Genomic DNA, 24,288 nt, shown 5'->3' with positions numbered 1-24,288 from the left:
TTACCCGGCCTGGGGGCCGTGCGGCCTGCCGTTAATTTATTCACCATTCTTGCTGGCCCGAGCCCGGGGGTACAGGGGGCAGCGGCGACTGGCCGCCCCCTGTGCGCTCCCTGCGCTATGCCAGGCATAACGCAGACGATTAACCGGGAGCGCAATGTGCGCTGAAGCCACGGATAACATAAAGGACTTCCCGGGGCGAAACCGTTGCAAACCGATTGCAGTATCAATGGCTAAAGGGTCGGCCAACAGAGCGCCAGCGGTCTATTTTTCGCTATCACGCCGGGAAATCTCCCTGTTGACGCGCCACCAGGGTCAGAATGGAATACAGCGCCACCGCCTGCTGGTGCTGGTTGAAAATCTCCACCGCCCATTCCACCACGCCGGTGGCTTTCTCATCGGCGCTGCGCTGACGTTTGACCGTTTTACGCTTACAGGTCAGGCGAACCTGAATGGTGTCGCCCGGTTTGACCGGCTCAATAAAGCGCAGGTTTTCCATCCCATAGTTGGCGATAACCGGCCCGACGCCGGCATCGACGAACAGCCCGGCCGCGGCGGAGATCAGGAAATAGCCGTGGACCACCCGCTCGCCAAAAATCGACTCGGCGGCGGCGATTTTGTCCATGTGCGCGTAGAAATGATCGCCGCTCAGGCAGGCGAAGTTAACGATATCCGCTTCGGTCAGGGTTCGGCGCGGGGTTAATAAGCTGTCGCCAGGCTGAATCTCTTCGAAATATTTGCGGAACGGGTGAATACGGTCTTCGTTCACCTGGGCGCCGCGCACCCACTGTTGACCGATGGTCGCCAGCATCGTTGGGCTGCCCTGGACCGCGGTACGCTGCATATAGTGTTTCACCGAACGCAGCCCGCCAAGCTCTTCTCCGCCGCCAGCGCGGCCGGGGCCGCCGTGCACCAGCTGCGGCAGCGGCGAACCGTGGCCGGTTGACTCGACCGAGGACGCCTCGTTCAGTATCTGAATACGGCCATGGGCGCGGGCGGCGCCGAGGATAAACTCGCGCGCCAGCTCGCCGCTGGCGGTGACCAGCGTCCCCGCCAGACTGCCGCCGCCGGCGCGCGCCAGCGTCAGCGCATGCTGGCGGTCACGATACGGCATCAGCGTCGCCACCGGACCAAAAGCTTCAATGGCGTGAACCGCTGGCGTTTCATCCGGCTGTGAGCAGTACAACAGGGTCGGCGGGAAAAATGCGCCGGCCGCGCTGAGATCCGCCTCTCCACCGAGCAGTACTTCGCAGCCAGCGGCTATCAGCTTATTGACGCTCTCCTGTACGTCCTGACGCTGTTCGCTATTAACCAGGGCCCCCATCTTAACGCCCTCCTGCGCAGGGTCACCGACGGTTACTTTATGCAGGCGGGAGATCAGTGCATCGCTAACCGCATTAATCTGAGCCAGTGGCACAATGATTCTGCGGATAGCGGTACATTTTTGCCCGGCTTTCGCCGTCATCTCGCGGACCACTTCCCGAATAAACAGCGCGAATTCCGGTTGCTCCGGAGTGACGTCTTCGCCTAACACGCAGCAGTTGAGTGAATCTGCTTCCATGGTAAAGGGAATGGATTTGGCTACCAGGTTAGGGTGCGCCCGTAGCTGCTGGCCGGTGGCGGCTGACCCGGTAAAGGTCACCACGTCCTGGCTATCGAGGTGGTCGAGCAGATCGCCCGCGCCGCCGCAAATCAGGCTGATGGCGCCCTCCGGCACCAGGCCGCTGTCGACAATCGCTTTCACCATTGCCTGGGTGAGCTGGGCGGTAGCGGTGGCCGGTTTAATGATCGCCGGCATACCGGCAAGCCACGTGGGCGCCAGTTTTTCCAGCATTCCCCAGCAGGGGAAGTTGAAGGCGTTGATATGGACGGCGACGCCTGATTTCGAGGTTAGCACATGACGCGCGGCAAAACCGCCCTGTTTGGAGAGCGGGATGAGCTCGTCTTCCGGCCACAGGATATCGTCCGGTAATTCTCGACTACCGAGCCCGGCATAGGTGAAAAGGGTACCGATACCGCCTTCAATATCCACCCAACTGTCGGCGCGAGTGGCGCCGGTTTGCGCGGAGATGGCGTAGAACTGGTCTTTCTGCTCCAGCAGGTGTTTCGCCACCGCTTTCAGCATCGCGCTGCGTTCAATAAAGGTCATCGCCTGCAGGGCTTTACCACCGCGCTCAATCGCGAAGCGGCGCGCCTGCGCCATATCCAGGCCTTCACTGGTCACCTCCCAAAGCGCCGCGCCGGTGATGGCGTGATGGATAGTACGGGCGCGGCCCCGGCCGGTCTGCCAGGCGCCGGATAAGTAGCTGGCTAACTGCTGCATCGCAAATCTCCAAATGTGTTACGTGTGATATCTATAAATAGTTCTTTTATGAATCATAAAATGCAAGCCTGTATTTAATAAATTATTAACATTGTGATCGCGACGGCGTTACGCCTTATGCTTAACTTACTGTATTAATTGTGGTTTACAAAAGGTTTTGCGGAGATTATCACAAAAAGAGCAAACAAAATTTGTGGTTTTATTTAACCAATATGTAACCTTCAATAAACAAAGTGATTCACATAAATGTTTTTGTTGTGAATATCGGAATCATAAAGGTGATGACGTGACAGAAGAACAACGCTTTGACCAGCGCATCGCGCAGGAAACGGCCATCGAACCGCAGGACTGGATGCCGGATGCCTACCGTAAAACCTTGATTCGGCAGATAGGCCAGCACGCGCACTCGGAGATCGTCGGCATGCTGCCGGAAGGCAACTGGATCACCCGCGCGCCGACGCTGCGCCGCAAAGCGATCCTGTTGGCTAAGGTACAGGATGAGGCTGGACACGGGCTGTATCTCTATAGCGCCGCGGAAACCCTTGGCTGCGCCCGGGAAGACCTGTATCAGAAGATGCTCGACGGGCAGATGAAATACTCCTCCATTTTTAACTACCCGACCCTCAGCTGGGCGGATATCGGCGTGATCGGCTGGCTGGTCGATGGCGCGGCCATCGTCAACCAGGTGGCGCTGTGCCGGACCTCCTACGGCCCCTATGCCCGGGCGATGGTCAAAATCTGCAAAGAAGAGAGCTTTCACCAGCGTCAGGGTTTTGAAGCCTGCATGGCGCTGGCGCAGGGCAATGACGCGCAGCGGCAGATGCTGCAGGACGCTATTAACCGCTTCTGGTGGCCGGCGCTGATGATGTTCGGCCCCAACGATGACAACTCGCCGAACAGCGCCCGCAGCATGGCGTGGAAAATCAAACTGCACTCCAACGACGAGCTACGTCAGCGCTTCGTCGACAATACCGTGCCGCAGGTAGAGATCCTCGGTATGACCGTCCCGGACCCGGATTTGCAGTTTGATGAAGCCAGCGGCCACTACCGCTTCGGCGAAATCGACTGGCAGGAATTTAACGAGGTGATTAGCGGCCGTGGCATTTGCAATCACGAGCGGTTGGCCGCCAAGCGTAAGGCCTGGGAAGAGGGCGAATGGGTGCGCGAAGCCGCGCTGGCCCATGCGCAAAAACAGCAGGCCCGCAGCGCGGCATGAGGAGAGACAACATGAGCAAAGTTTACTGGCCGTTATATGAAGTGTTCGTTCGCAGCAAACAGGGGTTATCCCATCGTCACGTCGGCAGTCTGCACGCTGCCGATGATCAAATGGCGCTGGAGAATGCCCGTGATGCCTACACCCGCCGCAGCGAAGGCTGCTCAATTTGGGTGGTGAAGGCCAGCGAAATCGTTGCTTCGCAGCCGGAAGATCGCGGCGAATTCTTCGACCCGGCGGAAAGCAAAGTCTACCGTCATCCGACTTTCTATATCGTGCCGGACGGCATGGAACATATGTGAGGCGGCGATGAATAACCCTAACCCCGTAGCCACCTACGCCCTGCGGCTTGGCGACAATGGTCTGGTTCTGGCCCAGCGTTTAGGCGCCTGGTGCGGACATGCTCCCGAGCTCGAGATCGATCTTGCGCTGGCCAATATCGGCCTCGACCTGCTCGGCCAGGCGCGCAATTTTTTAAGCTATGCCGCCGAGCTTAACGGCTGCGGCGACGAAGATACGCTGGCTTTTGGCCGCGATGAGCGCCAGTTCAGCAACCTGCTGCTGGTGGAGCAGCCAAACGGCAATTTTGCCGACACTATCGCCCGCCAGTTCTTTATCGACGTCTGGCATGTCGCCCTGTTCAGCCGGCTGGTGAACAGCCGCGACGCGCAGCTGGCGGCCATTGCCGCTAAAGGGCTAAAAGAGGTGCGTTACCACCAGCGCTTTAGCCGCGGCTGGCTGGAGCGTCTGGGTAACGGCACCGAATTATCAAATCGCAAAATGCAGCAGGCGGTCGACAATCTGTGGCGCTTCACCGGCGAATTGTTCCTGGCTGATGAAGTGGAGCTCAGCCTGGTTGAGCAGGGCATTGCGGTTGATCCGCGTGAACTGCAGGCCGAATGGCAAAGCGCGGTACACACGGCGCTTCTCGACTCCGGCTTACAGATCCCGCAGGAAGCGGCCTTCCGCAGCGGCGGCAAACAGGGGCTGCACAGTGAACATCTCGGCCCGCTGCTGGCGGAGATGCAGTATCTGCAGCGTTCGCATCCCGGACTGCAGTGGTAAGTGAGGTGACTATGCAATGTCTTGCCGATATCGCTCCTGCAGAGGTTCGCACCATCTGGGGATTATTAAGCGCGATCCCGGATCCGGAAGTGCCAGTACTCACCATCACCGACCTTGGTATGGTGCGCAGCGTCGCGCGCCATGGCGACGGCTGGGTGATTGGCTTTACCCCGACCTATTCGGGCTGTCCGGCGACGGAGCATCTGCTGGGGGAGATCCGCACGGTCATGAGCGAGCATGGCTTTCAGCCGGTACATATCGTCCTGCAGCTGGATCCGCCGTGGACCACCGACTGGATGAGTCAGGATGCCCGCGAGCGCCTGCGCCAGTACGGCATCAGCCCGCCCCAGGGGCACGCCTGCCATGCGGATATGCCCGCTGAGGTGAGCTGTCCGCGCTGCGGCAGCACCCATACCTCACTGATTAGCGAATTCGGTTCCACGGCCTGCAAAGCGCTCTATCGCTGCGACAGCTGCCGGGAACCTTTTGATTACTTTAAATGTATTTGAGGTTGCCATGACGACGTTCTATTCGCTTAAGGTGGCGAGAGTCGAGCCGGAAACCCGCGATGCGGTGACCATCATTTTTGCGATCCCGCAAGCCCTGCAGGCGGAATACTGTTTTCGCCCGGGCCAGCATCTGACGCTAAAAGCCCGTCTGGGCGGCGAAGAACTGCGCCGCTGTTACTCCATTTGTCACAGCCGCACGCCAGGCGAAATTAGCGTCGCGGTCAAAGCCATCGACGGCGGACGCTTCTCGCGCTACGCCCAGCACGATATCCAGCAGGGTATGGAGCTGGAGGTGATGGTGCCGCAGGGGCATTTCGGTTATCAACCGCAGGCCGAACGGCAGGGAGAATATCTGGCGATTGCCGCCGGCTCCGGGATCACGCCGATGATGGCGATCATGAGCGCGACGCTGGCGACCGAGCCGCAAAGCCGCTTTACGCTGATCTACGGCAACCGCAGCAGCCATAGCATGATGTTCCGCCAGGCGCTGGCCGATTTAAAAGACCGCTATCCGCAGCGCCTGCAGGTGATCCACCTGTTTAGCCAGGAGTCGATGGACAGCGATCTGCTACAGGGGCGCATTGACGGCGACAAACTGCGCCAGCTCGCTGACCATCTGCTGGATTTCAGCCGTTTTGACGAGGCCTTTATCTGCGGGCCGGCGGCGATGATGGACGAGGCGGAAGCGACGTTACGTGAACTTGGCGTAGCGGAGAAATCGATTCATCTCGAACGCTTTAATACCCCAGGCGGCAATGTGAAGCGGGTCGCTGGAGTGCAGGCGGAAGGGCGCACGGTGACCATCCGCCAGGACGGGCGCGATCGGCTTATCGCCCTCAGCGCCGAAGACGACAGCATCCTGGATGCCGCATTGCGTCAGGGCGCCGATCTGCCGTTCGCCTGTAAGGGCGGGGTATGCGCCACCTGTAAATGCAAAGTGCTGCGCGGTGAAGTGGCGATGGCCGCCAATTACAGCCTGGAAGCGGATGAGCTGGCGGCGGGCTACGTGCTGAGCTGCCAGTCATTGCCGACCAGCGGCGATGTGGTGGTCGACTTTGACGCGCGGGGGATGGCATGAGCGACCTGCTGATCCACCGTCATGGCCGGGTGCTTCAGTTGACGCTGAACCGCCCGCAGGCCCGCAACGCGCTGAACAATGCCTTATTAACCCAGATTGCCGAGGCGCTGGAGGCGGCGGCAGTTGATGACAGCGTCGGCGTCTGCGTTATTCGCGGTAACGCGCGTTTTTTCGCCGCCGGGGCTGACCTCAATGAAATGGCGGAAAAAGATCTTCCTGCCACCCTGGATGATATTCGCCCACGGTTATGGGGGCGAATTGATGCCTTTACTAAACCGCTCATCGCTTCGGTCAACGGCTACGCCCTCGGCGCCGGCTGCGAGCTGGCCCTGCTGTGCGACCTGATTGTCGCCGGCGACAACGCCCGCTTTGGCCTGCCGGAAATTACCCTCGGCATAATGCCGGGCGCGGGCGGCACCCAGCGGCTGATCCGCAGCGTTGGCAAGGCGCTGGCCAGCCGGATGGTGCTGAGCGGCGAGAGTATTGACGCCCGCCAGGCGCAGCAGGCCGGGCTGGTCAGTGATATCCATCCGGCGGCGTTAACCGATGAGTATGCCCTGAAACTGGCAACCACCATTGCCCGCCATTCGCCGCTGGCGCTACGGGCGGCAAAACAGTCGCTACGCCTGGCGCAGGAAGTCAGCCTGCAGGCCGGTCTACAACAGGAGCGCCAGCTGTTTAGCCTGCTGAGCGCCACCGAGGACCGCCGCGAAGGCATCGACGCCTTCTTACAAAAACGTACCCCGGAATTTAAAGGACGCTAATCGTGGAAGCTTTCATTCTCAGCGCAGTGGAACAGGGCGTCATGACCATTACCCTCAATCGCCCGGACCGCCTCAACAGTTTTAACGATCTGATGCATCACCAGCTGGCGGAATGTCTGAAGCAGGCCGAGCGCGATGATGGCGTGCGCTGCCTGCTGATCACCGGCGCCGGCCGCGGTTTTTGCGCCGGCCAGGATTTGAACGACCGCAATGTCGACCCCAGCGGCCCGCCGCCGGATCTCGGCATGTCGGTAGAACGCTTTTACAACCCGTTAGTGCGCCGTCTGGCGGCGCTGCCGAAACCGGTCATCTGCGCGGTTAACGGCGTGGCCGCCGGCGCGGGCGCTACCCTGGCGCTGGGTTGCGATATCGTGCTGGCCGCGCGTTCGGCCAAATTTGTGATGGCGTTCAGCAAGCTCGGCCTGGTGCCGGACTGCGGCGGCAGCTGGTTCCTGCCGCGGGTGGCCGGCCGTGCGCGCGCGATGGGGCTGGCGCTGCTGGGCGACAGCCTCAGCGCGGAACAGGCCGCGCAGTGGGGGATTATCTGGCAACTGGTGGACGATTCAGAACTGGCGGATACCAGTCTGCAACTGGCGCGCCATCTGGCGGCGCAACCGACGTTTGGTCTTGGGCTGATTAAAAAGGCGCTGCTGGCTTCTGAAACCAACAGTCTCGACGCGCAGCTGGACCTGGAGCGCGATTATCAGCGTCTGGCCGGGCGCAGCGATGATTACCGCGAAGGGGTCAGCGCGTTTCTGGCCAAACGGCCACCACAGTTCAGCGGGAAATAGATGATGACGACATCCTTAGTCAACGTGGCGGTGATCGGCAGCGGCACCATGGGGGCCGGCATCGCCGAAGTGGCTGCCGCCGCGGGGCATCCGGTGCGTATTTTTGATATTAACCCTAAGGCTGTAGACCTGGCGATAGAGGGTATCGCCGGGCGTCTGGCGTCACGCGTTGCGCGGGGCAAACTGGCGTCAGAGCAGGCCGACGCGCTGCTGGCGCGCCTGCATCCGGCCCACGATTTAGCCGCGCTTGCCGACGCGGATTTAGTAATTGAAGCGGCCTCTGAACGGCTGGAGGTCAAAACGGCGCTGTTCACGCAGCTGGCGGAGATCTGCGCGCCGTCAACGCTGTTGACCAGTAATACCTCGTCTATTTCGATTACCGCTATCGCCGCCGGGGTCAAAAACCCGGAGCGGGTGGCCGGACTGCACTTTTTTAATCCGGCGCCGGTGATGAAGCTGGTCGAGGTGGTGAGTGGTCTTGCGACCTCCACAGAAGTGGTGGAGCAGCTGTGCCAGTGCGTAAGCGGCTGGGGGAAACAGCCGGTGCGCTGCCGCTCAACGCCCGGTTTTATCGTTAACCGCGTAGCGCGTCCGTTCTACGCTGAGGCCTGGCGGGCGCTGGAAGAGCAGGTCGCCGCCCCGGAGGTTATCGATGCCGCTTTGCGTGACGGCGGCGGTTTTCCTATGGGACCGCTGGCGCTGACGGACCTGATTGGCCAGGACGTCAACTTCGCAGTGACCTGTTCGGTGTTTAACGCCTTCTGGCAGGACCGCCGCTACCTGCCATCGCTCCTCCAGCAAGAGCTGGCGCTGGCCGGGCGGCTAGGTAAAAAGAGCGGCCACGGCGTCTATCGCTGGCCCGCTGAGACACTGCCGGACGCGGCGCTGCCGCCGGTAATGATGGGTGCTGAATCCGTTACCGTCAGAAGTGACAATGTCACTGAACTAGACGATGTCTTGCTGCTGGAGACTGAAGGCGAGACCGCCCTGGCGCTAAGCGTTAAGCATCACCGCCCGGTGGTGGTGTATGACCTGTGCGCCAGCGATACGGTGGTGCTGGCTGCAGCGGCAACCAACGCGCCTGCGGCCACTGATAAGGCCGTGCATTACTTCCAGCAGCAGGGCAAGAAAGTGCTGCGTATTGCCGATTATCCCGGCCTGCTGGTGTGGCGCACGGTGGCGATGCTGATTAACGAAGCGCTGGATGCGGTGCAAAAAGGCGTCGCCAGCCCGCAGGATGTCGATACCGCGATGCGCCTTGGCGTCAACTATCCGCATGGCCCGCTGGCATGGGGAGAACGCCTTGGCTGGCGGCGGGTGCTGCAACTGCTGGAGAACTTGCAACACCATTATGGCGAGGAGCGCTATCGCCCCTGTTCCCTGTTGCGCCAGAAGACGCTGATGGAGAAGCACCATGAGCAATGATCCGTGGCGCAACGCGCGCGTGATGTACGAAAAAGATACCTGCGCCAGAAAGATGGGGATCGAACTTATCGAAATGGACGACGGTTTTGCGCAGATGAGCATGACCGTCTCGGCGGACATGCTTAACGGCCATCAAACCTGTCACGGTGGTCAGCTATTTACGCTTGCCGATACCGCTTTCGCCTACGCCTGTAACAGCCAGGGGCTGGCGGCGGTGGCCTCGGCGGCAAGCATTGATTTTCTTCGTCCGGCGTTTGCCGGCGACCGGCTGGTCGCCACCGCCAGAGTCAAACAGCAGGGCAAGCTGACCGGCGTCTACGACATCGAAATTGTTAATCAACAGCAAAAGATTGTGGCCCTGTTCCGCGGCAAATCGCACCGCATCGGCGGCACAATCACGGGAGACGTGTAATGCGCGACGCCTTTATTTGTGACGGGATCCGTACGCCGATTGGCCGCTACGGCGGCGCGCTGGCCAGTGTGCGCGCCGACGACCTGGCGGCGATCCCGCTGCGTGAGCTCCTGAGTCGTAATCCCGGGCTCGACCCGGCAGCAATTGATGATGTGATTTTCGGCTGTGCGAATCAGGCCGGGGAAGATAACCGCAACGTGGCGCACATGGCGACGTTGTTGGCCGGTTACCCGCATACCGTGCCGGGCACCACGATTAACCGCCTGTGCGGATCGGGTCTGGATGCCATCGGCTTTGCCGCCAGGGCGATCAAAGCCGGCGATGCCGATCTGCTGATTGCCGGCGGCGTGGAATCGATGTCGCGTGCGCCTTTCGTGATGGGAAAAGCCAGCGCGCCGTACCAGCGTCAGGCGGAACTCTTTGATACCACGATTGGCTGGCGTTTTGTGAACCCGCTCATGGCGCAACACTTCGGAACTGACAGCATGCCGGAAACGGCCGAGAATGTAGCTGAATTGTTAAATATCAGCCGAGCCGATCAGGACGCTTTCGCCTGGCGCAGCCAGCAGCGCGCGGCGCAGGCCCAGCGCGACGGCATTCTGGCGCAGGAGATTGTGCCGGTGCAGATTGTCGGCCGGAAAGGGGCGGTTAGCGACGTGCGCGAGGACGAGCATCCGCGCCCGGAAACCACGCTTGAGCAGCTGGCGAAACTGAAAGCGCCGTTCCGCCAGGGCGGCGTCATTACTGCGGGCAATGCTTCCGGCGTCAACGATGGCGCCGCGGCGCTGATCATCGCCAGCGAACAGCAGGCCGCTATCCAGGGGCTCACGCCGCGGGCGCGTATCGTGGCGATGGCGACGGCGGGTGTCGAACCGCGCCTGATGGGACTGGGGCCGGTACCGGCGGTGCGTAAAGTGCTGGAGCGGGCGGGACTCAATATTAACGATATGGATCTGATTGAGCTGAATGAGGCCTTCGCCGCCCAGGCGCTGGGGGGGCTCAGACAGCTCGGCGTGCCGGACGATGCGGCGCACGTGAATCCCAACGGCGGCGCCATCGCGTTAGGCCATCCGCTGGGCATGAGCGGCGCGCGGTTAGCGCTGAGCGCCAGCCTTGAGCTGCAACGCCGGGGCGGGCGCTATGCGCTGTGTACGATGTGTATTGGCGTGGGTCAGGGCATTGCCATGATCCTCGAGCGAGTGTGAGCTAATTTACCTGCGAGTACCCTACAATGATAACTACTACAAAATTAGATCCGATTGAAACCGCATCGCGTGACGAACTGCAGGCCCTGCAAACCCAGCGCCTGAAATGGACGCTGAAGCATGCGTACGAAAATGTGCCGATGTATCGCCGCAAGTTCGACGCCGCCGGCGTGCACCCTGACGACTTTCGGGAATTAAACGATCTGCAAAAATTCCCCTGTACCACCAAACAGGATCTGCGCGACAACTATCCCTTCGATACCTTCGCGGTGCCGATGGAGCAGGTGGTGCGCATTCACGCCTCTTCCGGCACCACCGGCAAACCGACGGTGGTGGGATATACGCAAAACGATATTGATAACTGGGCCAATATTGTCGCCCGTTCGCTGCGCGCGGCCGGTGGTTCAGCAAAAGATAAAATTCACGTCGCCTACGGCTACGGCCTGTTTACCGGCGGCCTTGGCGCGCACTACGGCGCGGAACGTTTGGGCGCGACGGTGATCCCGATGTCCGGCGGACAGACCGAAAAACAGGCGCAGCTGATCCGCGATTTCCAGCCGGATATGATCATGGTGACGCCGTCCTACTGTCTGAATCTGATTGAAGAGCTGGAGCGCCAGATGGGCGGCGATGCCCGCGGCTGTTCATTGCGGGTCGGCGTCTTTGGCGCTGAGCCGTGGACGCTGGCGATGCGCGCGGAAATCGAGCGCCGGCTGGGGATCACCGCCCTGGATATTTACGGTTTGTCGGAAGTCATGGGACCGGGCGTAGCGATGGAGTGTCTGGAAACCGTTGACGGCCCGACTATCTGGGAAGACCACTTCTTCCCGGAAATCGTCAACCCGGACGACGGTACGCCGCTGGAAGATGGCGAGCATGGTGAGCTGCTGTTTACCACCCTGACCAAAGAAGCGCTGCCGGTGATCCGCTATCGTACCCGCGATCTGACGCGCCTGCTGCCGGGAACCGCGCGGACCATGCGCCGCATGGACCGCATCAGCGGACGCAGCGACGATATGCTGATTATCCGCGGGGTTAACGTCTTCCCCTCGCAGCTGGAAGAGGAGATCCTCAAGTTTGAACACCTGGCGCCGCACTATCAGTTAGAGGTCAATCGCCGCGGTCATCTGGATTCGCTGGCGGTGCGCGTTGAGCTGAAAGAGAGCGGGCTGGCGCTGAGTCATGAACAACGCTGCCAGATTTGCCATCAGTTGCGTCACCGCATTAAGTCGATGGTCGGGATCTCCACCGATATTACTATCGTCAACTGCGGCAGCATTCCGCGCTCGGAAGGGAAAGCCTGTCGGGTATTCGACCTGCGAAAAGCGGTGGTTAGCGGTTAATCCTCTCTCCGGCTGCGCGGCAGGCACCCGGCTGAAGCGTTTGCGCCGTCAGCCGGGGAGTTTCCTGTGCTATGATTCATAAAGGAAAAATATAACAACAGAATGAATCAGATGAGTAAACTCGACGCCTTTATTCAACAAGCGGTGACGGCGATGCCCATCAGCGGCACGTCATTAATTGCCTCGCTGTATGGCGACGCTTTATTACAACGCGGTGGGGAAGTGTGGCTGGGCAGCGTCGCGGCGCTGCTGGAAGGATTAGGCTTCGGCGAGCGCTTCGTACGCACCGCGCTGTTTCGCCTCAATAAAGAAGAGTGGCTTGATGTTGTCCGCATCGGCCGGCGCAGCTTCTATCGCCTGAGTGATAAAGGGTTGCGCCTGACCCGGCGCGCGGAGCATAAAATTTATCGCGCCAGTGCCCCGGAATGGGACGGTACCTGGCTGCTGCTGCTTTCGGAAGGCCTGGAGAAAAATGTGCTCGCCGACGTTAAAAAGCAGCTGCTGTGGCAGGGGTTTGGCGCGCTGGCGCCGAGCCTGCTGGCCTCGCCGTCGCAAAAGCTGGCCGATGTTCAGTCTCTGCTCCACGAAGCGGGCGTCGCCGAAAACGTCATCTGTTTTGAAGCCCATTCGCCGCTGGCGCTCTCCAGAGCGGCCCTGCGCAGCCGGGTGGAGGAGTGCTGGCATCTCACCGAACAAAATGAGATGTACGAGGCGTTTATCGCCTTGTTCCGACCTCTACTGCCGCTGCTGCGCGATTGCGACCCGTCAGAGTTGACGCCGGATCGCTGTTTCCAGATCCAACTGCTCCTTATCCATTTCTATCGCCGGGTGGTGCTCAAAGACCCGCTGCTGCCGGAAGAGCTCCTGCCGGCGCATTGGGCAGGGCAAACCGCCCGCCAGCTGTGTATCAATATTTATCAACGCGTGAGTCCCGGCGCGCTAACGTTCGTCAGCGAGAAAGGTGAGAGCTCGGTGGGCGAGCTCCCGGCGCCGGGTCCGCTCTATTATCAGCGCTTTGGCGGTTTGCCGGGCGCATAAGGAGGTTGCATGCCGATATATCAGATTGATGGACTGACGCCGGTGGTGCCGGAGGAGAGTTACGTTCACCCGACCGCGGTGTTGATTGGCGACGTGATCCTCGGCAAAGGGGTCTATGTTGGGCCCAACGCCAGCCTGCGCGGCGACTTCGGGCGCATCGTGGTCAAAGACGGCGCCAATATTCAGGATAACTGCGTGATGCATGGCTTCCCCGGCCAGGATACGGTGGTGGAAGAGGAGGGCCATATCGGCCACGGCGCTATTCTGCACGGCTGCGTGATTGGCCGCAACGCGCTGGTGGGCATGAGCGCGGTGATTATCGACGGGGCGGTCATTGGCGAAAACAGCATTGTCGGCGCTTCGGCCTTTGTCAAAGCCAACGCCGAGATGCCCGCCAACCATCTGATTATCGGCAGCCCGGCAAAAGCGATTCGCACCCTGAGCGAACAGGAGCTGGCGTGGAAAAAACAAGGTACCCGTGAATACCAGGCGCTGGTGGAACGCTGTAAGCAGACGCTGCACCAGGTGGAGCCATTACGGGCAGTCGAAGCAGGGCGTAAGCGGCTGGCGTTTGATGAAAACCTGCGGCCAAAAGCCGCAACCTGAGGGGTAAAATTATGGCAGAGAAATTATCCGCGCACTGTCACTGCGGTGCGGTGGCGTTTACCGTGGAGCTCAGCGACGGCTTCAACACCGTTCGGCGCTGTAACTGCTCATATTGTCGCATGCGTGGGGCGGTCGCGGTCTTTTCGCCGCGTTCAGGAATAGAGGTGGTACGCGGAGGGGATAAGCTCACAGAGTATCGCTTTAATACAGGGGAAGCCGTGCACTTTTTCTGCTCGGTATGCGGGATCTACACCTTTCATCAACGGCGATCAAACCCGCAGCAGTATGGGGTGAATGTAGCCTGCATTGACGGCGTTTCGCCTTTCGATTTCCCTTGCGTGGAGGTCAACGACGGCGTGAATCATCCAAAGGATGGCGGCGGAGGCGTGGTGGGGTATTTACGCTACGAGAAAAAGTAAAACTCTCCTCCCGCAGGAAGCGAGAGGAGTGAAATATTAGGCTGCAACCACGCTGTCGATGGCCGCTTTCGCGTCAGACTGCGCTTTGGCCGCGACTTCCGGGCCGTAAGCGATACCTTCGGCGAACACAAAGTTCACGTCGGTGATGCCGATGAAGCCGAGGAAGGTGGACAGGTATGGGGTGACCAGGTCGGTCGGAGTATCTTTATGGATACCGCCGCGGCTGGTAACGACGACCGCGCGTTTACCGGTTACCAGACCTTCCGGCCCTTTCTCGGTGTAGCGGAAGGTGACGCCGGCGCGAGCCACCAGGTCGAAATAGTTTTTCAGCTGCGTCGGGATGTTGAAGTTGTACATCGGCGCAGCGATAACAATCACATCATTGCCTTTCAGTTCGGCGATCAGCTCGTCGGAAAGGGCCAGCGCTTCCTGCTGACGCGGAGTCAGCGGCGCGTCGCTCGGACGCAGGGCGCCAACCAGTTCGCCATCCAGAACCGGGATCGGATTGGCGGCCAGGTCACGCACGGTGATCTCATCGCCAGGGTGTTTTTCCTGCCATTGTTCAACAAAATAGTCGGAAAGCTGACCAGATTGTGAGTACCCTGCCAGAATACTGGATTTCAGAACTAATACTTTGCTCATGGGTGTTTCCTTTTTTTAATGTGATTGACGGGTCAATGCCCTGGTGCTTGTTGACACTGTATTCACAATCGCGCCACAGAGATAGCGCAATATATCGAATCCTATGTTCAGATTTTTTGAACAAGGCACGAATGACACAGATGTGGTACTCTAAGGCAATACTTCAAAAGAGATTTTCCCGGCAGAGCTCTGCCCGATAACGCTATGACAGAACAACAAAAAATCACCTTCCCCCAGCTTTATCAACAGCTCGACGGCCTGATGCTGCGCGACAAAACGCGCTTTGCCCGCCGTCTACACGGCGTGAAGAAGGTTAAAAATCCTGAATCGCAACAGGCCATTCTGCAGGAGATGGCGCTGGAGATAAGCCAGGCAGCCGGTAAAGTCCTGCTGCGCGAAGCGGCGCGTCCGGCCATCACCTATCCGGAAAACCTGCCGGTTAGCCAGAAAAAACAAGAGATTCTCGAGGCGGTGCGCGACCACCAGGTGGTGATCGTCGCCGGGGAGACCGGTTCGGGTAAAACCACCCAGCTGCCCAAAATCTGCATGGAGCTGGGGCGCGGGCTGAAAGGACTCATCGGCCATACCCAGCCGCGTCGCCTGGCGGCGCGGACCGTCGCCAATCGTATTGCCGAAGAGCTGCAGAGCGAGCCGGGCGGCTGCATCGGCTATAAAGTCCGCTTCAGCGACCACGTCAGCGAAAACACCATGGTTAAGCTGATGACCGACGGTATCCTGCTGGCGGAGATCCAGCAGGATCGTCTGTTGATGCAGTACGACACCATCATTATCGATGAGGCGCACGAGCGCAGCCTGAATATTGACTTTCTGCTCGGCTATCTGAAAGAGCTCCTGCCGCGCCGCCCGGACCTGAAAATCATCATTACCTCGGCGACCATCGACCCGGAACGTTTCTCAAAGCATTTCAATAATGCGCCGATTATCGAAGTCTCCGGGCGGACTTACCCGGTGGAAGTGCGCTATCGGCCGATAGTGGAAGAGGCGGACGATACCGAGCGCGATCAGTTACAGGCGATCTTTGATGCGGTTGACGAACTGGGGCGCGAAGGGCCCGGCGATATTCTGATCTTTATGAGCGGTGAGCGGGAAATTCGCGATACCGCCGATGCGCTGAATAAGCTGGATCTGCGCCATACCGAAGTGCTGCCGCTGTACGCCCGCCTGTCCAACAGCGAGCAGAACCGCGTCTTCCAGCCGCACAGCGGGCGGCGCATCGTGCTGGCGACCAACGTGGCGGAAACCTCGCTGACCGTGCCGGGCATTAAGTACGTTATCGATCCCGGTACTGCGCGTATCAGCCGTTACAGCTACCGCACCAAGGTGCAGCGCCTGCCGATCGAGCCGGTTTCCCAGGCGTCCGCCAACCAGCGTAAGGGCCGCTGCGGCCGCGTTTCGGAAGGGATCTGTATTCGTCTTTATTCAGAAGACGATTTCCTGTCGCGCCCGGAATTTACCGACCCGGAGATTCTGCGCACCAACCTGGCGTCGGTCATCCTGCAGATGACCGCCCTGGGCTTAGGCGATATCGCCGCCTTCCCGTTTGTCGAAGCGCCGGATAAGCGCAATATCCAGGACGGCGTACGCCTGCTGGAAGAGCTGGGCGCCATCACCACCGATGCGCAGGCAACGGCTTATAAGCTAACCCCGCTGGGCCGCCAGCTCAGCCAGCTACCGGTGGATCCGCGTCTGGCGCGGATGGTGCTGGAGGCGCAGAAGCACGGCTGCGTGCGGGAAGCGATGATCATCACCTCCGCGCTGTCGATCCAGGACCCGCGCGAGCGGCCGATGGACAAACAGCAGGCCTCTGACGAAAAACATCGCCGCTTCCACGATAAAGAGTCTGATTTCCTCGCCTTCGTCAATCTGTGGAACTACCTCGGCGAGCAGCAGAAGGCGCTGTCGTCGAATCAGTTCCGCCGCCAGTGCCGGGTCGATTTTCTTAACTATCTGCGCGTGCGCGAGTGGCAGGACATCTACACCCAGCTGCGCCAGGTGGTGAAAGAGCTTGGCCTGCCGATCAACAGTGAGCCGGCGGAATATCGCGAGATCCATACTGCGTTGCTGACCGGTCTGCTGTCGCACATCGGCATGAAGGATGCCGATAAACAGGAGTTTACCGGCGCCCGTAACGCCCGCTTCTCCATTTTCCCGGGTTCCGGCCTGTTTAAAAAGCCGCCGAAGTGGACGATGGTTGCGGAGCTGGTCGAGACCAGCCGCCTGTGGGGGCGTATTGCCGCCCGCATTGAGCCGGAGTGGGTGGAGCCGGTAGCGCAGCACCTGATCAAGCGCTCATACAGTGAGCCGCACTGGGAGCGGTCGCAGGGCGCGGTAATGGCGACGGAAAAGGTTACCGTTTACGGCCTGCCGATCGTCGCCGCGCGTAAGGTCAACTACAGCCAGATTGATCCGGCGCTGTGTCGTGAGCTATTTATCCGCCACGCGCTGGTAGAGGGCGACTGGCAGACGCGGCACGCCTTCTTCCGCGAAAACCTGAAGCTGCGGGCGGAAATCGAAGAGCTGGAGCATAAGTCGCGCCGTCGCGACATCCTGGTTGATGACGAGACGATGTTCGAGTTTTACGACCAGCGCATTAGCCACGATGTCATCTCCGCTCGCCACTTTGATAAGTGGTGGAAGCAGGCCAGCCGCGAAACGCCAGACTTGCTCAATTTTGAAAAGAGCATGCTGATTAAAGAGGGGGCGGAGCAGGTCAGTAAACTGGACTACCCGAACTTCTGGCATCAGGGCAACCTCAAGCTGCGGCTTAGCTACCAGTTTGAACCTGGCGCCGACGCCGATGGCGTGACGGTGCATATTCCGCTGCCGCTGCTCAACCAGGTAGAGGAGGCCGGATTTGAATGGCAGATCCCTGGTCTGCGTCGCGAGCTCATTATCGCGCTGATAAAATCGCTGCCGAAGCCGGTACGGCGCAATTTCGTCCCGGCTCCCAACTATGCGGAAGCGTTTCTTGGCCGGGCGACGCCGCTTGAGCTGCCGCTGCTCGATTCGCTGGAGCGCGAGCTGCGTAAGATGACCGGCGTGACCATCGACCGCGAAGCCTGGCAGTGGGATCAGGTGCCCGATCACCTGAAAATCACTTTCCGGGTGGTGGATGATAAAAACAAGAAGCTGCAGGAAGGGCGCTCGCTGCAGGCGTTGAAAGACGCCCTGAAGGGCAAAGTGCAGGAGACGCTGTCGGCGGTCGCTGATGACGGTATTGAGCAGAGCGGGCTGCATATCTGGAGCTTTGGCACCCTGGCGGAAAGTTATGAACAGAAGCGCGGTAACTATAAGGTGAAAGCCTGGCCGGCGCTGGTGGACGAGCGCGACAGCGTGGCCATCAAGCTGTTTGATAATCCACAGGAACAGCAGCAGGCCATGTGGCGCGGTCTGCGTCGCCTGCTGCTGCTCAACATCCCGTCGCCGATTAAGTATCTGCACGAGAAATTACCGAATAAAGCCAAGCTTGGGCTCTACTTTAACCCGTACGGCAAAGTGCTGGATCTGATTGACGATTGCATCTCCTGCGGCGTTGATAAGCTTATCGACGAGGCGGGCGGTCCGGTGTGGACGGAAGAGGGCTTTAGTCAGCTGCACGATAAAGTGCGAGCCGAGCTCAACGACACGGTGGTGGAGATCGCTAAACAGGTCGAGCAGATCCTCACCGCGGTGTTCAATATCAACAAACGGCTGAAAGGCCGGGTGGATATGACCATGGCGCTGGGGCTGTCGGATATCAAAGCGCAGATGGCGGGTCTGGTGTATCGCGGCTTTGTCACCGGCAACGGTTTCCGCCGTCTTGGCGATACGCTGCGCTATCTGCAGGCGATTGAAAAGCGTCTGGAGAAGATGGCTATCGATCCGCACCGCGATCGGGCGCAGATGCTTAAGGTGGAGAGCGTGCAGCAGGCGTGGCAGCAGTGGCTGAATAAGCTACCGCCGAACCGCCGTGAGGACGACGATGTCCGGGAGATCCGCTGGATGATCGAGGAGCTGCGGGTCAGCTTCTTCGCCCAGCAGCTGGGCACCCCGTATCCTATCTCGGACAAGCGAGTGTTGCAGGCGATGGAGCAAATTACCCCATAGCCTGGCTGGTTGTCCCCGGTGGCGCTGCGCTTACCGGGGCTACTGGTCAGGCGTCCACGCTTAAGCGTTTACCCACGCCAGAGTAAAGCCGTCCCAGCCTTTAGTGCCCACGGTTTGCAGCGCCGTTGCCGTCAACCGTGGCTCGGCGCCCATCATCTCAATGAACTGACGCACGCCCTGAACGCGCTCGTCGGCGCTCTGTGGGTTGACCACTTCGCCGTCGCGTACCACGTTATCGCCAATAATTAAGGTTCCTGGGCGGGAATAACGTAGCGCCCAGCGCAGATAATGGGGATTATTCGGCTTATCGGCATCGATGAAGATCAGGTCGAAAGCGGGACATTCGCCAAGCGACTCCAGGGACTGTAGCGCGGGTCCCTCCCGTAGCGTGACCCGCTGGTCAACGCCCGCCAGCTGCAGATTCTCCCGCGCCACCTGGGCATGATGCGCGTCGGCCTCCAGGGTGAGGAGTTGGCCGTCTGCAGGAAGCTCGCGCGCCATCCAGATGGTGCTATAGCCGCCGAGGGTGCCGATCTCCAGTATCCGCTTAGCCTGGGTTAGCCGTACCAGCAGGGCGAGAAACTGACCCTGATTGGCGGCGACATCGTGTGCCGGGAGCCCGGCACGATGGTTGTTTTCCAGTACCCGATCGAGCACAGGATCGCCGGGAATTAAGGCCTTAATCAAATAATTGTCTACTGCCGACCACTGTTGTTGCATATGACGCTTCCCCATTTAGCTCCCTGATGAGTCAGACCAGCCGCCTCCCAGCGCCCGGTACAGATCGATCTGCGCCAGCAGCAGGTTGTTCTTCACCTGCACCACGCTAAGCTGGGTGGAGAACAGCGTTCGCTGGGCATCAAGCACATCCAGATAAGAAGAGTAGCCGTTACGGTAGCGGTTTTGTGCAATACGTAAGGTTTCCTGGGCAACGGTCTCTTGTTCCTGAAGCTCGGTTAACTGTTCGCCATAGCGACTGATGGCGTCCAGGCTGTCATTGACCTCTTTGAACGCGCTGCGCACCGTTTTCTCATAGCTATAGAGCGCCTGGTTGCGCTGGGCCATGGAGACGTCCACCTGGGCATTTAACGCCTGGCGGTTTAGCAGCGGCGCCAGAATACTGCCGCCAAGACTCCACAGCCGCAGCGGGTTGTCCAGCAGATCCGGCAGCGTCCGGTCCTGCAGGCTGCCGGTAGCGGTCAGGTTAATAGAGGGCAGCAGCTGCGCCTGCGACGAGGCCAGCGTGGCGTCGGCGGCCACCAGCTGGCGCTCGGCCTGAGCGATGTCCGGACGGCGGTTGAGCAAGGTGGACGGCAGCTGCGACGGCAGACGCAGCGGGGTAAGCTGGGCGAACTCGCCGCGTTTTACCGCGCCAGGGTTATCGCCGAGCAGCACGCTGAGCGCATTTTCCTGCTGCGCAATCTGGTGCTGTAGCGGCGGGATCTGCGCCCGCGTTGACCGCAGCTCCGAATCCGCCTGCATCAGCTCAAGGCGTGAAGTATACCCGGTTTCAAACTGACGTTTGGCCAGGCGCCACGCGTCTTCCCTTGATGTTAGCGTCTGCTGGGTCACCCGCAGCTGCTCATCCAGCGACAGCAGCGTGACGTAGCCAACGGCCACCGAGCTGGCGACGCTCAAATTGGCGGCGGCGGCGACGGCTTTCTGCGCCTCAAGGCTGGCCCCGGCGGCGTTGGCCGCGCTGCGGTTCGCTCCCCAGATATCGACATCATAGCTGGCGGTCAGGCCGCCCTTATACAGTGTGCTGTGGATCGGCAGGCCGGTGGCGGCGGACTGCGTCCGGGCGCGGGTGCCGGTGAGGCTGGCGTCCAGTGACGGAAACAGGCTGCTGTCGGCGGCGTAAGCGCGCGCCTGATACTCATTCACTCGCTCGCGGGCGATCAGCACATCGCTGTTATAGCGCAGCGCCTGGTCGACATACTGATTGAGGGTACTGTCATGAAAATTGCGCCACCACACGCCCTCCACCGGGCTGGCCGGGCCAACGTCGGCCCGCCAGGCGGCAGGAATAGTCAGGGTCGGCTGCGCGCGCTGCACATCGGCGGATTGACAGCCGACCAGCGCCAGAACGATAGCAAGGGCGACCGGGCGGATCATGGTTGTTTCTCCGCACGGGTATCAATAGTCACCTGCACCGACATCCCTGGCCGCAGACGTTCGCTGTTGTTTTGCCCGTCGTTGACCGTAATACGCACCGGGATGCGCTGGGCGATCTTGACGAAATTGCCGGTGGCGTTGTCCGGAGAGATGGCGCTGAACTCCACCCCGGTCGCCGGGGAGATACTCTGCACCTTGCCGTGGAAGGTCTCGCCGTTGAGCGCGTCTACGGTGAAGGTGACCGGCTGGCCAACGCGTACTTCGGCCAACTGGGTCTCTTTGAGGTTGGCAATCACCCAGTGCTGCGGCGGAACCAGCGAGGTCAGATGGGTTCCGGCGCTGACATAGGCGCCAAGACGCACCGAGATCTGCCCCAGCTGGCCGCCGGTGGGGGCGATAATCTGGGTATTCTGCAGGTCGATCTGCGCCAGCTCAAGCGCCGCTTTGGCGCTGGCCACGTCGGCCTCCAGCGAATCGCGATTGACGATGGTCGATTCACGGTCCTGGCGCGACATCTCCAGCGCCGCTTTCGCCTGCTCAATATCCGCCGCCCCTTGCGCCGCGCTGGCCCGCGCCGAATCACGTTCGCGGATCGACAGCGAACCGTCGGCGGTTAACTGCTGGATGCGTTTTAAATCGGCCTGGATTTTCAGATTCTGCGCGCGGGCGTTTTGCAGCGCGGCTTCATTCTTGGCGATCGTCGCCTCGGCGCTTTTGCGCTGTTGCAGGTTATTGCGCAGCGCGGCCTCTTTCATCGCCAGGGTAGCCTGGGCCTGATGCACCCGCTGTTTATAGATGCGATCGTCTATCTGGAACAGCACCTCGCCCGGCTGGACAATCGCGAAATCTTTGACGTTGACGGCGGTGATATAGCCGTTGACCTGCGGGCTAATAAAGGTGGTCTGCCCGCGCACATAGGCGTTGTCGGTAAACTGGCTATGGCGAGTGAACGGCGGCAGTTGCCAGGCGTAGAGGATCACCAGCACGCCGACGAGGCCTATCGCCGCGGCGGTAAAAATGGAAACCACGCGAATATTATTCCGGGTGTTGGCCTGTTGTTTGGCCGCATCCTGCTGACTCATAACGACTCCAGAGATGAAATGATGATAATTATTTGCTGCCGGTAGCGCGTTGCAACGCGATACGGGCAGTCAGTCGTAAGCGAATTAAGCGCCAGAAAACCCACACTAGTGTCCCGGCGGAGATCGCCGCCGTCAGCAGATAGGTATCATTCCAGGCGAGAATATTGGCCTGCAGCGTCGCGGCGTTTTGCAGCAGGGTGGTGGCCTGAACGTTGAGCAGCGTACTGTCGCCAATCTGGCTCTGATACATCTGGCTGTACTGCTGCAGCCGCTCGACGATCAGCGGGTTCAGGGTGGTTATCTGGTCCGCCAGCTGGCTGGAGTGGAATTTCTCACGCCAGGTCTGGAAGGTGCCGAGGATCGCCGAGCCGAGCAGCCCGCCAATGTTCTGGCTCATGCCGAACAGCACCGAGAAGCTGACCAGGTTGCGCGGGTCGGCAAACACGCCGCCAATCCCGGCGAGCATCGCCGGGGCCAGAAAGAAGGCGCTGCCGAAGCCGAGTAAAAACTGGCTGAACATTAATTGTTCCGGACGGGTGAGGGCGTTGGACTGGCTGTCGAGCAGCGAGGCTATCATGATCAGCGCCAGCGCGGTGGCGGTCGGCCAGTAGAGCTTCTGCGGGTTGAGCGTCAGACAGCTGGCAATGATCCCGCACAGAATACCGGCGAAAATCGACCACGCGAGGTTAGTCATCTGTTCGTTTTGCAGGCCAACGTACTGCAGCCAGCCGATGACCCCGGTGTTCTGCTCCGCCAGCACGATGCGGATCAACAGCATAATCAGGCCCAGACGCACGATGCTGCCGCTGGAGAGCCATTTGGTATTGAGCAGGGGGTTGCTGCGGTTATGCTCGAAGGTAATCGCAGCGACGATCAGTATTACCGCCGCCGCCAGCGCCCAGCCGATCCACGGCGCTTCAAACCACCACTCGAGCCGCCCCAGCGACAGCACGGCGCACACCAGCGCCATGCCGGGCGCCAGCAGAAAGAAGGTAATGAAATCCTTTTTTTCGAACACTTTTTTACGATCGCTTGGCGGCAGTTTTAGCGCGATGACGCAGGCCAGCGACACCAGCGCCAGGCCCAGTTCAAAGAAGTAGAGACCGCGCCATTCATCGGTCTGCAGCAGTTCGGTGGAAAAGAGGCGCGCCAGGGGAATGGCCAGCGACGAGCCGGTGATGCCGATAGTCAGCCCTTTCAGGCGATGCCGAGCAGGCCAGGCCTGTACCTGGTAGTAGATCCCCAGCGAGCTGAGCGCCGCGGCCACCATGCCATGGGCGGCGCGAACCATCATCGCTGAGCTGAGATCGTTGACGAAGAGGTGGAAAAAGGTGACCAGCACATAGAGCACCAGAAAGCCTTCGGTGAAAGCGCGCAGGCCAAACTGCTGGCGGAATTTCACCAGCAGCAGGTTGATGGAGACGTTGGTCATCACGTATACCGCCGGCAGCCAGGCGATTTCTGTCGACCAGGCGGCGAAGGTACCCTGCAGCAGCTGCAGGTTGGCGGTGACCACTGCGTTGCCCAGCGCGCCGGTGAGACATACCAGCAGACCGACCACGCCGTAGGCAAGGCGTTTCGCCGGACTGTGCAGCGGCGTCGACGGCGAACCGAGCAGAGCCGGTTTTTCATGCGGCGCCCAGTCATGCGGGGCGTAGGGGTTATCCTGGCGACGGGGCATTATTTCTTCTCTACTTCGCGCAACAGCTTTTCCAGCACCCGCTGGGTTTGCTCCTGCTCCTGTGGGGTAATCGCCGTCAGGATCTCTTCGCGCAGATCGTCAGCCACCGTTTTGACCTGTTCATAGAGGGCCTTCCCTTTGTCGGTGACCACCAGCAGTCGCTTACGTTTGTCGCTGGCGGTGGTGATGCGCTCAACCAGTCCGAGGGCGACCAGACGATGGATCAACGGCACAATGGTCGGGCTCTCCACCCCCAGCTCCTGCGCCAGTTCGCTTTGCGACAGCGGCTGCTGGTGGCGGGCGATGGACGCTACCGCCACCCAGCTGGCCTGGCTGAGACCGAGATTTTTCAGCCGACGATTGACCGCCAGCCGCCAGTGGTGCGCGGTGAGGTATAAAAGATGAGAGAAGGTAAGCTGTCGATTGTCCATAGGTCGTCTGTCAATATCGTTAGAGCTCTAACGATTTTATGC

General features: G+C 60.2%; 22 protein-coding genes. 15 read left to right on the top strand and 7 right to left on the bottom strand.

Features of this window, described 5'->3' with window-relative positions; translation table 11 throughout:
• Positions 1-274 precede the first annotated feature (274 nt).
• Positions 275-2,320 (bottom strand): phenylacetic acid degradation bifunctional protein PaaZ, encoded by a 2,046-nt coding sequence (paaZ, locus tag AB1E37_RS13715; protein ID WP_020802307.1) that lies wholly within the window; start codon positions 2,318-2,320, stop codon positions 275-277.
• Between the two features lie 286 nt (positions 2,321-2,606).
• Here paaZ and paaA point away from each other — a divergent pair, with 286 nt between their 5' ends.
• From paaA to AB1E37_RS13645, 14 genes are all read left to right on the top strand, one after another.
• Positions 2,607-3,536, top strand: coding sequence for a 1,2-phenylacetyl-CoA epoxidase subunit PaaA (paaA, locus tag AB1E37_RS13710; RefSeq protein WP_004176377.1), 930 nt, complete (start codon positions 2,607-2,609; stop codon positions 3,534-3,536).
• An 11-nt stretch (positions 3,537-3,547) separates the two neighbouring features.
• Positions 3,548-3,835 carry a 1,2-phenylacetyl-CoA epoxidase subunit PaaB gene (gene paaB / locus AB1E37_RS13705; protein WP_025368181.1) on the top strand — a complete coding sequence of 96 codons (288 nt, stop codon included), beginning with the start codon at positions 3,548-3,550 and terminating at the stop codon, positions 3,833-3,835.
• A gap of 7 nt (positions 3,836-3,842) precedes the next feature.
• Complete coding sequence (paaC, locus tag AB1E37_RS13700) at positions 3,843-4,598, top strand: 1,2-phenylacetyl-CoA epoxidase subunit PaaC (RefSeq protein ID WP_004212293.1); 756 nt, start codon at positions 3,843-3,845, stop codon at positions 4,596-4,598.
• 11 nt (positions 4,599-4,609) lie between these two features.
• Positions 4,610-5,107, top strand: coding sequence for a 1,2-phenylacetyl-CoA epoxidase subunit PaaD (paaD, locus tag AB1E37_RS13695; RefSeq protein ID WP_029602614.1), 498 nt, complete (start codon positions 4,610-4,612; stop codon positions 5,105-5,107).
• Between the two features lie 7 nt (positions 5,108-5,114).
• Positions 5,115-6,185: a 1,2-phenylacetyl-CoA epoxidase subunit PaaE gene (gene paaE / locus AB1E37_RS13690; RefSeq protein WP_367776808.1), complete on the top strand. Its 1,071-nt coding sequence runs from the start codon at positions 5,115-5,117 to the stop codon at positions 6,183-6,185.
• Positions 6,182-6,949 carry a 2,3-dehydroadipyl-CoA hydratase PaaF gene (gene paaF, locus AB1E37_RS13685; RefSeq protein WP_004190392.1) on the top strand — a complete coding sequence of 256 codons (768 nt, stop codon included), beginning with the start codon at positions 6,182-6,184 and terminating at the stop codon, positions 6,947-6,949. The genes paaE and paaF overlap by 4 nt, the downstream gene beginning before the upstream one ends.
• A gap of 2 nt (positions 6,950-6,951) precedes the next feature.
• On the top strand, positions 6,952-7,740 hold the full coding sequence (paaG, locus tag AB1E37_RS13680) for a 2-(1,2-epoxy-1,2-dihydrophenyl)acetyl-CoA isomerase PaaG (RefSeq protein ID WP_004140117.1): 789 nt from the start codon (positions 6,952-6,954) through the stop codon (positions 7,738-7,740).
• Positions 7,741-9,165: a 3-hydroxyacyl-CoA dehydrogenase gene (locus tag AB1E37_RS13675; protein ID WP_162881887.1), complete on the top strand. Its 1,425-nt coding sequence runs from the start codon at positions 7,741-7,743 to the stop codon at positions 9,163-9,165.
• Positions 9,155-9,577: a hydroxyphenylacetyl-CoA thioesterase PaaI gene (gene paaI / locus AB1E37_RS13670; RefSeq protein WP_002902876.1), complete on the top strand. Its 423-nt coding sequence runs from the start codon at positions 9,155-9,157 to the stop codon at positions 9,575-9,577. Before AB1E37_RS13675 ends, paaI begins: the two co-directional genes overlap by 11 nt.
• A complete protein-coding gene (pcaF, locus tag AB1E37_RS13665; protein ID WP_016529910.1) occupies positions 9,577-10,782 on the top strand; it encodes a 3-oxoadipyl-CoA thiolase in 1,206 nt (401 codons plus the stop codon). Before paaI ends, pcaF begins: the two co-directional genes overlap by 1 nt.
• A 26-nt stretch (positions 10,783-10,808) precedes the next feature.
• Positions 10,809-12,125 (top strand): phenylacetate--CoA ligase PaaK, encoded by a 1,317-nt coding sequence (paaK, locus tag AB1E37_RS13660; RefSeq protein WP_004148224.1) that lies wholly within the window; start codon positions 10,809-10,811, stop codon positions 12,123-12,125.
• Positions 12,126-12,236: 111 nt separating this feature from the next.
• Positions 12,237-13,163 carry a phenylacetic acid degradation operon negative regulatory protein PaaX gene (gene paaX, locus AB1E37_RS13655; protein ID WP_029505572.1) on the top strand — a complete coding sequence of 309 codons (927 nt, stop codon included), beginning with the start codon at positions 12,237-12,239 and terminating at the stop codon, positions 13,161-13,163.
• A 9-nt stretch (positions 13,164-13,172) separates the two neighbouring features.
• A complete protein-coding gene (paaY, locus tag AB1E37_RS13650) occupies positions 13,173-13,769 on the top strand; it encodes a phenylacetic acid degradation protein PaaY (protein ID WP_032447524.1) in 597 nt (198 codons plus the stop codon).
• Between the two features lie 8 nt (positions 13,770-13,777).
• Positions 13,778-14,188: a GFA family protein gene (locus AB1E37_RS13645; RefSeq protein WP_087661572.1), complete on the top strand. Its 411-nt coding sequence runs from the start codon at positions 13,778-13,780 to the stop codon at positions 14,186-14,188.
• Positions 14,189-14,224: 36 nt separating this feature from the next.
• Here AB1E37_RS13645 and azoR read toward each other — a convergent pair whose 3' ends face one another.
• The gene (gene azoR / locus AB1E37_RS13640) at positions 14,225-14,830 is read right to left on the bottom strand and encodes an FMN-dependent NADH-azoreductase (RefSeq protein ID WP_002902889.1); all 606 of its coding nucleotides are present in this window, start codon (positions 14,828-14,830) and stop codon (positions 14,225-14,227) included.
• A 261-nt stretch (positions 14,831-15,091) separates the two neighbouring features.
• On the opposite strand from azoR, the gene hrpA reads away from it, so the two are divergent.
• Positions 15,092-18,937 (top strand): ATP-dependent RNA helicase HrpA, encoded by a 3,846-nt coding sequence (hrpA, locus tag AB1E37_RS13635; protein WP_076750574.1) that lies wholly within the window; start codon positions 15,092-15,094, stop codon positions 18,935-18,937.
• A 60-nt stretch (positions 18,938-18,997) separates the two neighbouring features.
• On the opposite strand, the gene AB1E37_RS13630 is transcribed toward hrpA, so the two are convergent.
• Genes AB1E37_RS13630 through AB1E37_RS13610 form a run of 5 tightly spaced genes read right to left on the bottom strand, consistent with a single transcriptional unit; the run spans position 18,998 to position 24,246 of the window.
• The gene (locus AB1E37_RS13630; RefSeq protein WP_004151576.1) at positions 18,998-19,672 is read right to left on the bottom strand and encodes an O-methyltransferase; all 675 of its coding nucleotides are present in this window, start codon (positions 19,670-19,672) and stop codon (positions 18,998-19,000) included.
• Positions 19,673-21,052: an efflux transporter outer membrane subunit gene (locus AB1E37_RS13625; protein WP_032447526.1), complete on the bottom strand. Its 1,380-nt coding sequence runs from the start codon at positions 21,050-21,052 to the stop codon at positions 19,673-19,675.
• Positions 21,049-22,134, bottom strand: coding sequence for an HlyD family secretion protein (locus tag AB1E37_RS13620; RefSeq protein WP_002902965.1), 1,086 nt, complete (start codon positions 22,132-22,134; stop codon positions 21,049-21,051). The genes AB1E37_RS13625 and AB1E37_RS13620 overlap by 4 nt, the downstream gene beginning before the upstream one ends.
• Positions 22,135-22,162: 28 nt before the next feature.
• Positions 22,163-23,815, bottom strand: coding sequence for an MFS transporter (locus tag AB1E37_RS13615; RefSeq protein ID WP_002902967.1), 1,653 nt, complete (start codon positions 23,813-23,815; stop codon positions 22,163-22,165).
• Complete coding sequence (locus AB1E37_RS13610; protein ID WP_002902969.1) at positions 23,815-24,246, bottom strand: MarR family winged helix-turn-helix transcriptional regulator; 432 nt, start codon at positions 24,244-24,246, stop codon at positions 23,815-23,817. The genes AB1E37_RS13615 and AB1E37_RS13610 overlap by 1 nt, the downstream gene beginning before the upstream one ends.
• Positions 24,247-24,288: the final 42 nt, after the last annotated feature.

It is taken from the genome of Klebsiella sp. Shm-1 (genome assembly GCF_040804525.1).
Classification (GTDB): domain Bacteria; phylum Pseudomonadota; class Gammaproteobacteria; order Enterobacterales; family Enterobacteriaceae; genus Klebsiella; species Klebsiella pneumoniae.
This window is presented reverse-complemented; position numbering and strand designations above follow the sequence as displayed.

Coding starts and splice junctions, on each gene's coding strand:
- paaZ (WP_020802307.1), bottom strand. CDS start 2,320: ATGCAGCAGTTAGCCAGCTACTTATCCGGCGCCTGGCAGACCGGCCGG.
- paaB (WP_025368181.1), top strand. CDS start 3,548: ATGAGCAAAGTTTACTGGCCGTTATATGAAGTGTTCGTTCGCAGCAAA.
- paaC (WP_004212293.1), top strand. CDS start 3,843: ATGAATAACCCTAACCCCGTAGCCACCTACGCCCTGCGGCTTGGCGAC.
- paaD (WP_029602614.1), top strand. CDS start 4,610: ATGCAATGTCTTGCCGATATCGCTCCTGCAGAGGTTCGCACCATCTGG.
- paaE (WP_367776808.1), top strand. CDS start 5,115: ATGACGACGTTCTATTCGCTTAAGGTGGCGAGAGTCGAGCCGGAAACC.
- paaF (WP_004190392.1), top strand. CDS start 6,182: ATGAGCGACCTGCTGATCCACCGTCATGGCCGGGTGCTTCAGTTGACG.
- AB1E37_RS13675 (WP_162881887.1), top strand. CDS start 7,741: ATGATGACGACATCCTTAGTCAACGTGGCGGTGATCGGCAGCGGCACC.
- paaI (WP_002902876.1), top strand. CDS start 9,155: ATGAGCAATGATCCGTGGCGCAACGCGCGCGTGATGTACGAAAAAGAT.
- pcaF (WP_016529910.1), top strand. CDS start 9,577: ATGCGCGACGCCTTTATTTGTGACGGGATCCGTACGCCGATTGGCCGC.
- paaK (WP_004148224.1), top strand. CDS start 10,809: ATGATAACTACTACAAAATTAGATCCGATTGAAACCGCATCGCGTGAC.
- paaX (WP_029505572.1), top strand. CDS start 12,237: ATGAGTAAACTCGACGCCTTTATTCAACAAGCGGTGACGGCGATGCCC.
- paaY (WP_032447524.1), top strand. CDS start 13,173: ATGCCGATATATCAGATTGATGGACTGACGCCGGTGGTGCCGGAGGAG.
- azoR (WP_002902889.1), bottom strand. CDS start 14,830: ATGAGCAAAGTATTAGTTCTGAAATCCAGTATTCTGGCAGGGTACTCA.
- hrpA (WP_076750574.1), top strand. CDS start 15,092: ATGCTGCGCGACAAAACGCGCTTTGCCCGCCGTCTACACGGCGTGAAG.
- AB1E37_RS13630 (WP_004151576.1), bottom strand. CDS start 19,672: ATGGGGAAGCGTCATATGCAACAACAGTGGTCGGCAGTAGACAATTAT.
- AB1E37_RS13625 (WP_032447526.1), bottom strand. CDS start 21,052: ATGATCCGCCCGGTCGCCCTTGCTATCGTTCTGGCGCTGGTCGGCTGT.
- AB1E37_RS13620 (WP_002902965.1), bottom strand. CDS start 22,134: ATGAGTCAGCAGGATGCGGCCAAACAACAGGCCAACACCCGGAATAAT.
- AB1E37_RS13615 (WP_002902967.1), bottom strand. CDS start 23,815: ATGCCCCGTCGCCAGGATAACCCCTACGCCCCGCATGACTGGGCGCCG.
- AB1E37_RS13610 (WP_002902969.1), bottom strand. CDS start 24,246: ATGGACAATCGACAGCTTACCTTCTCTCATCTTTTATACCTCACCGCG.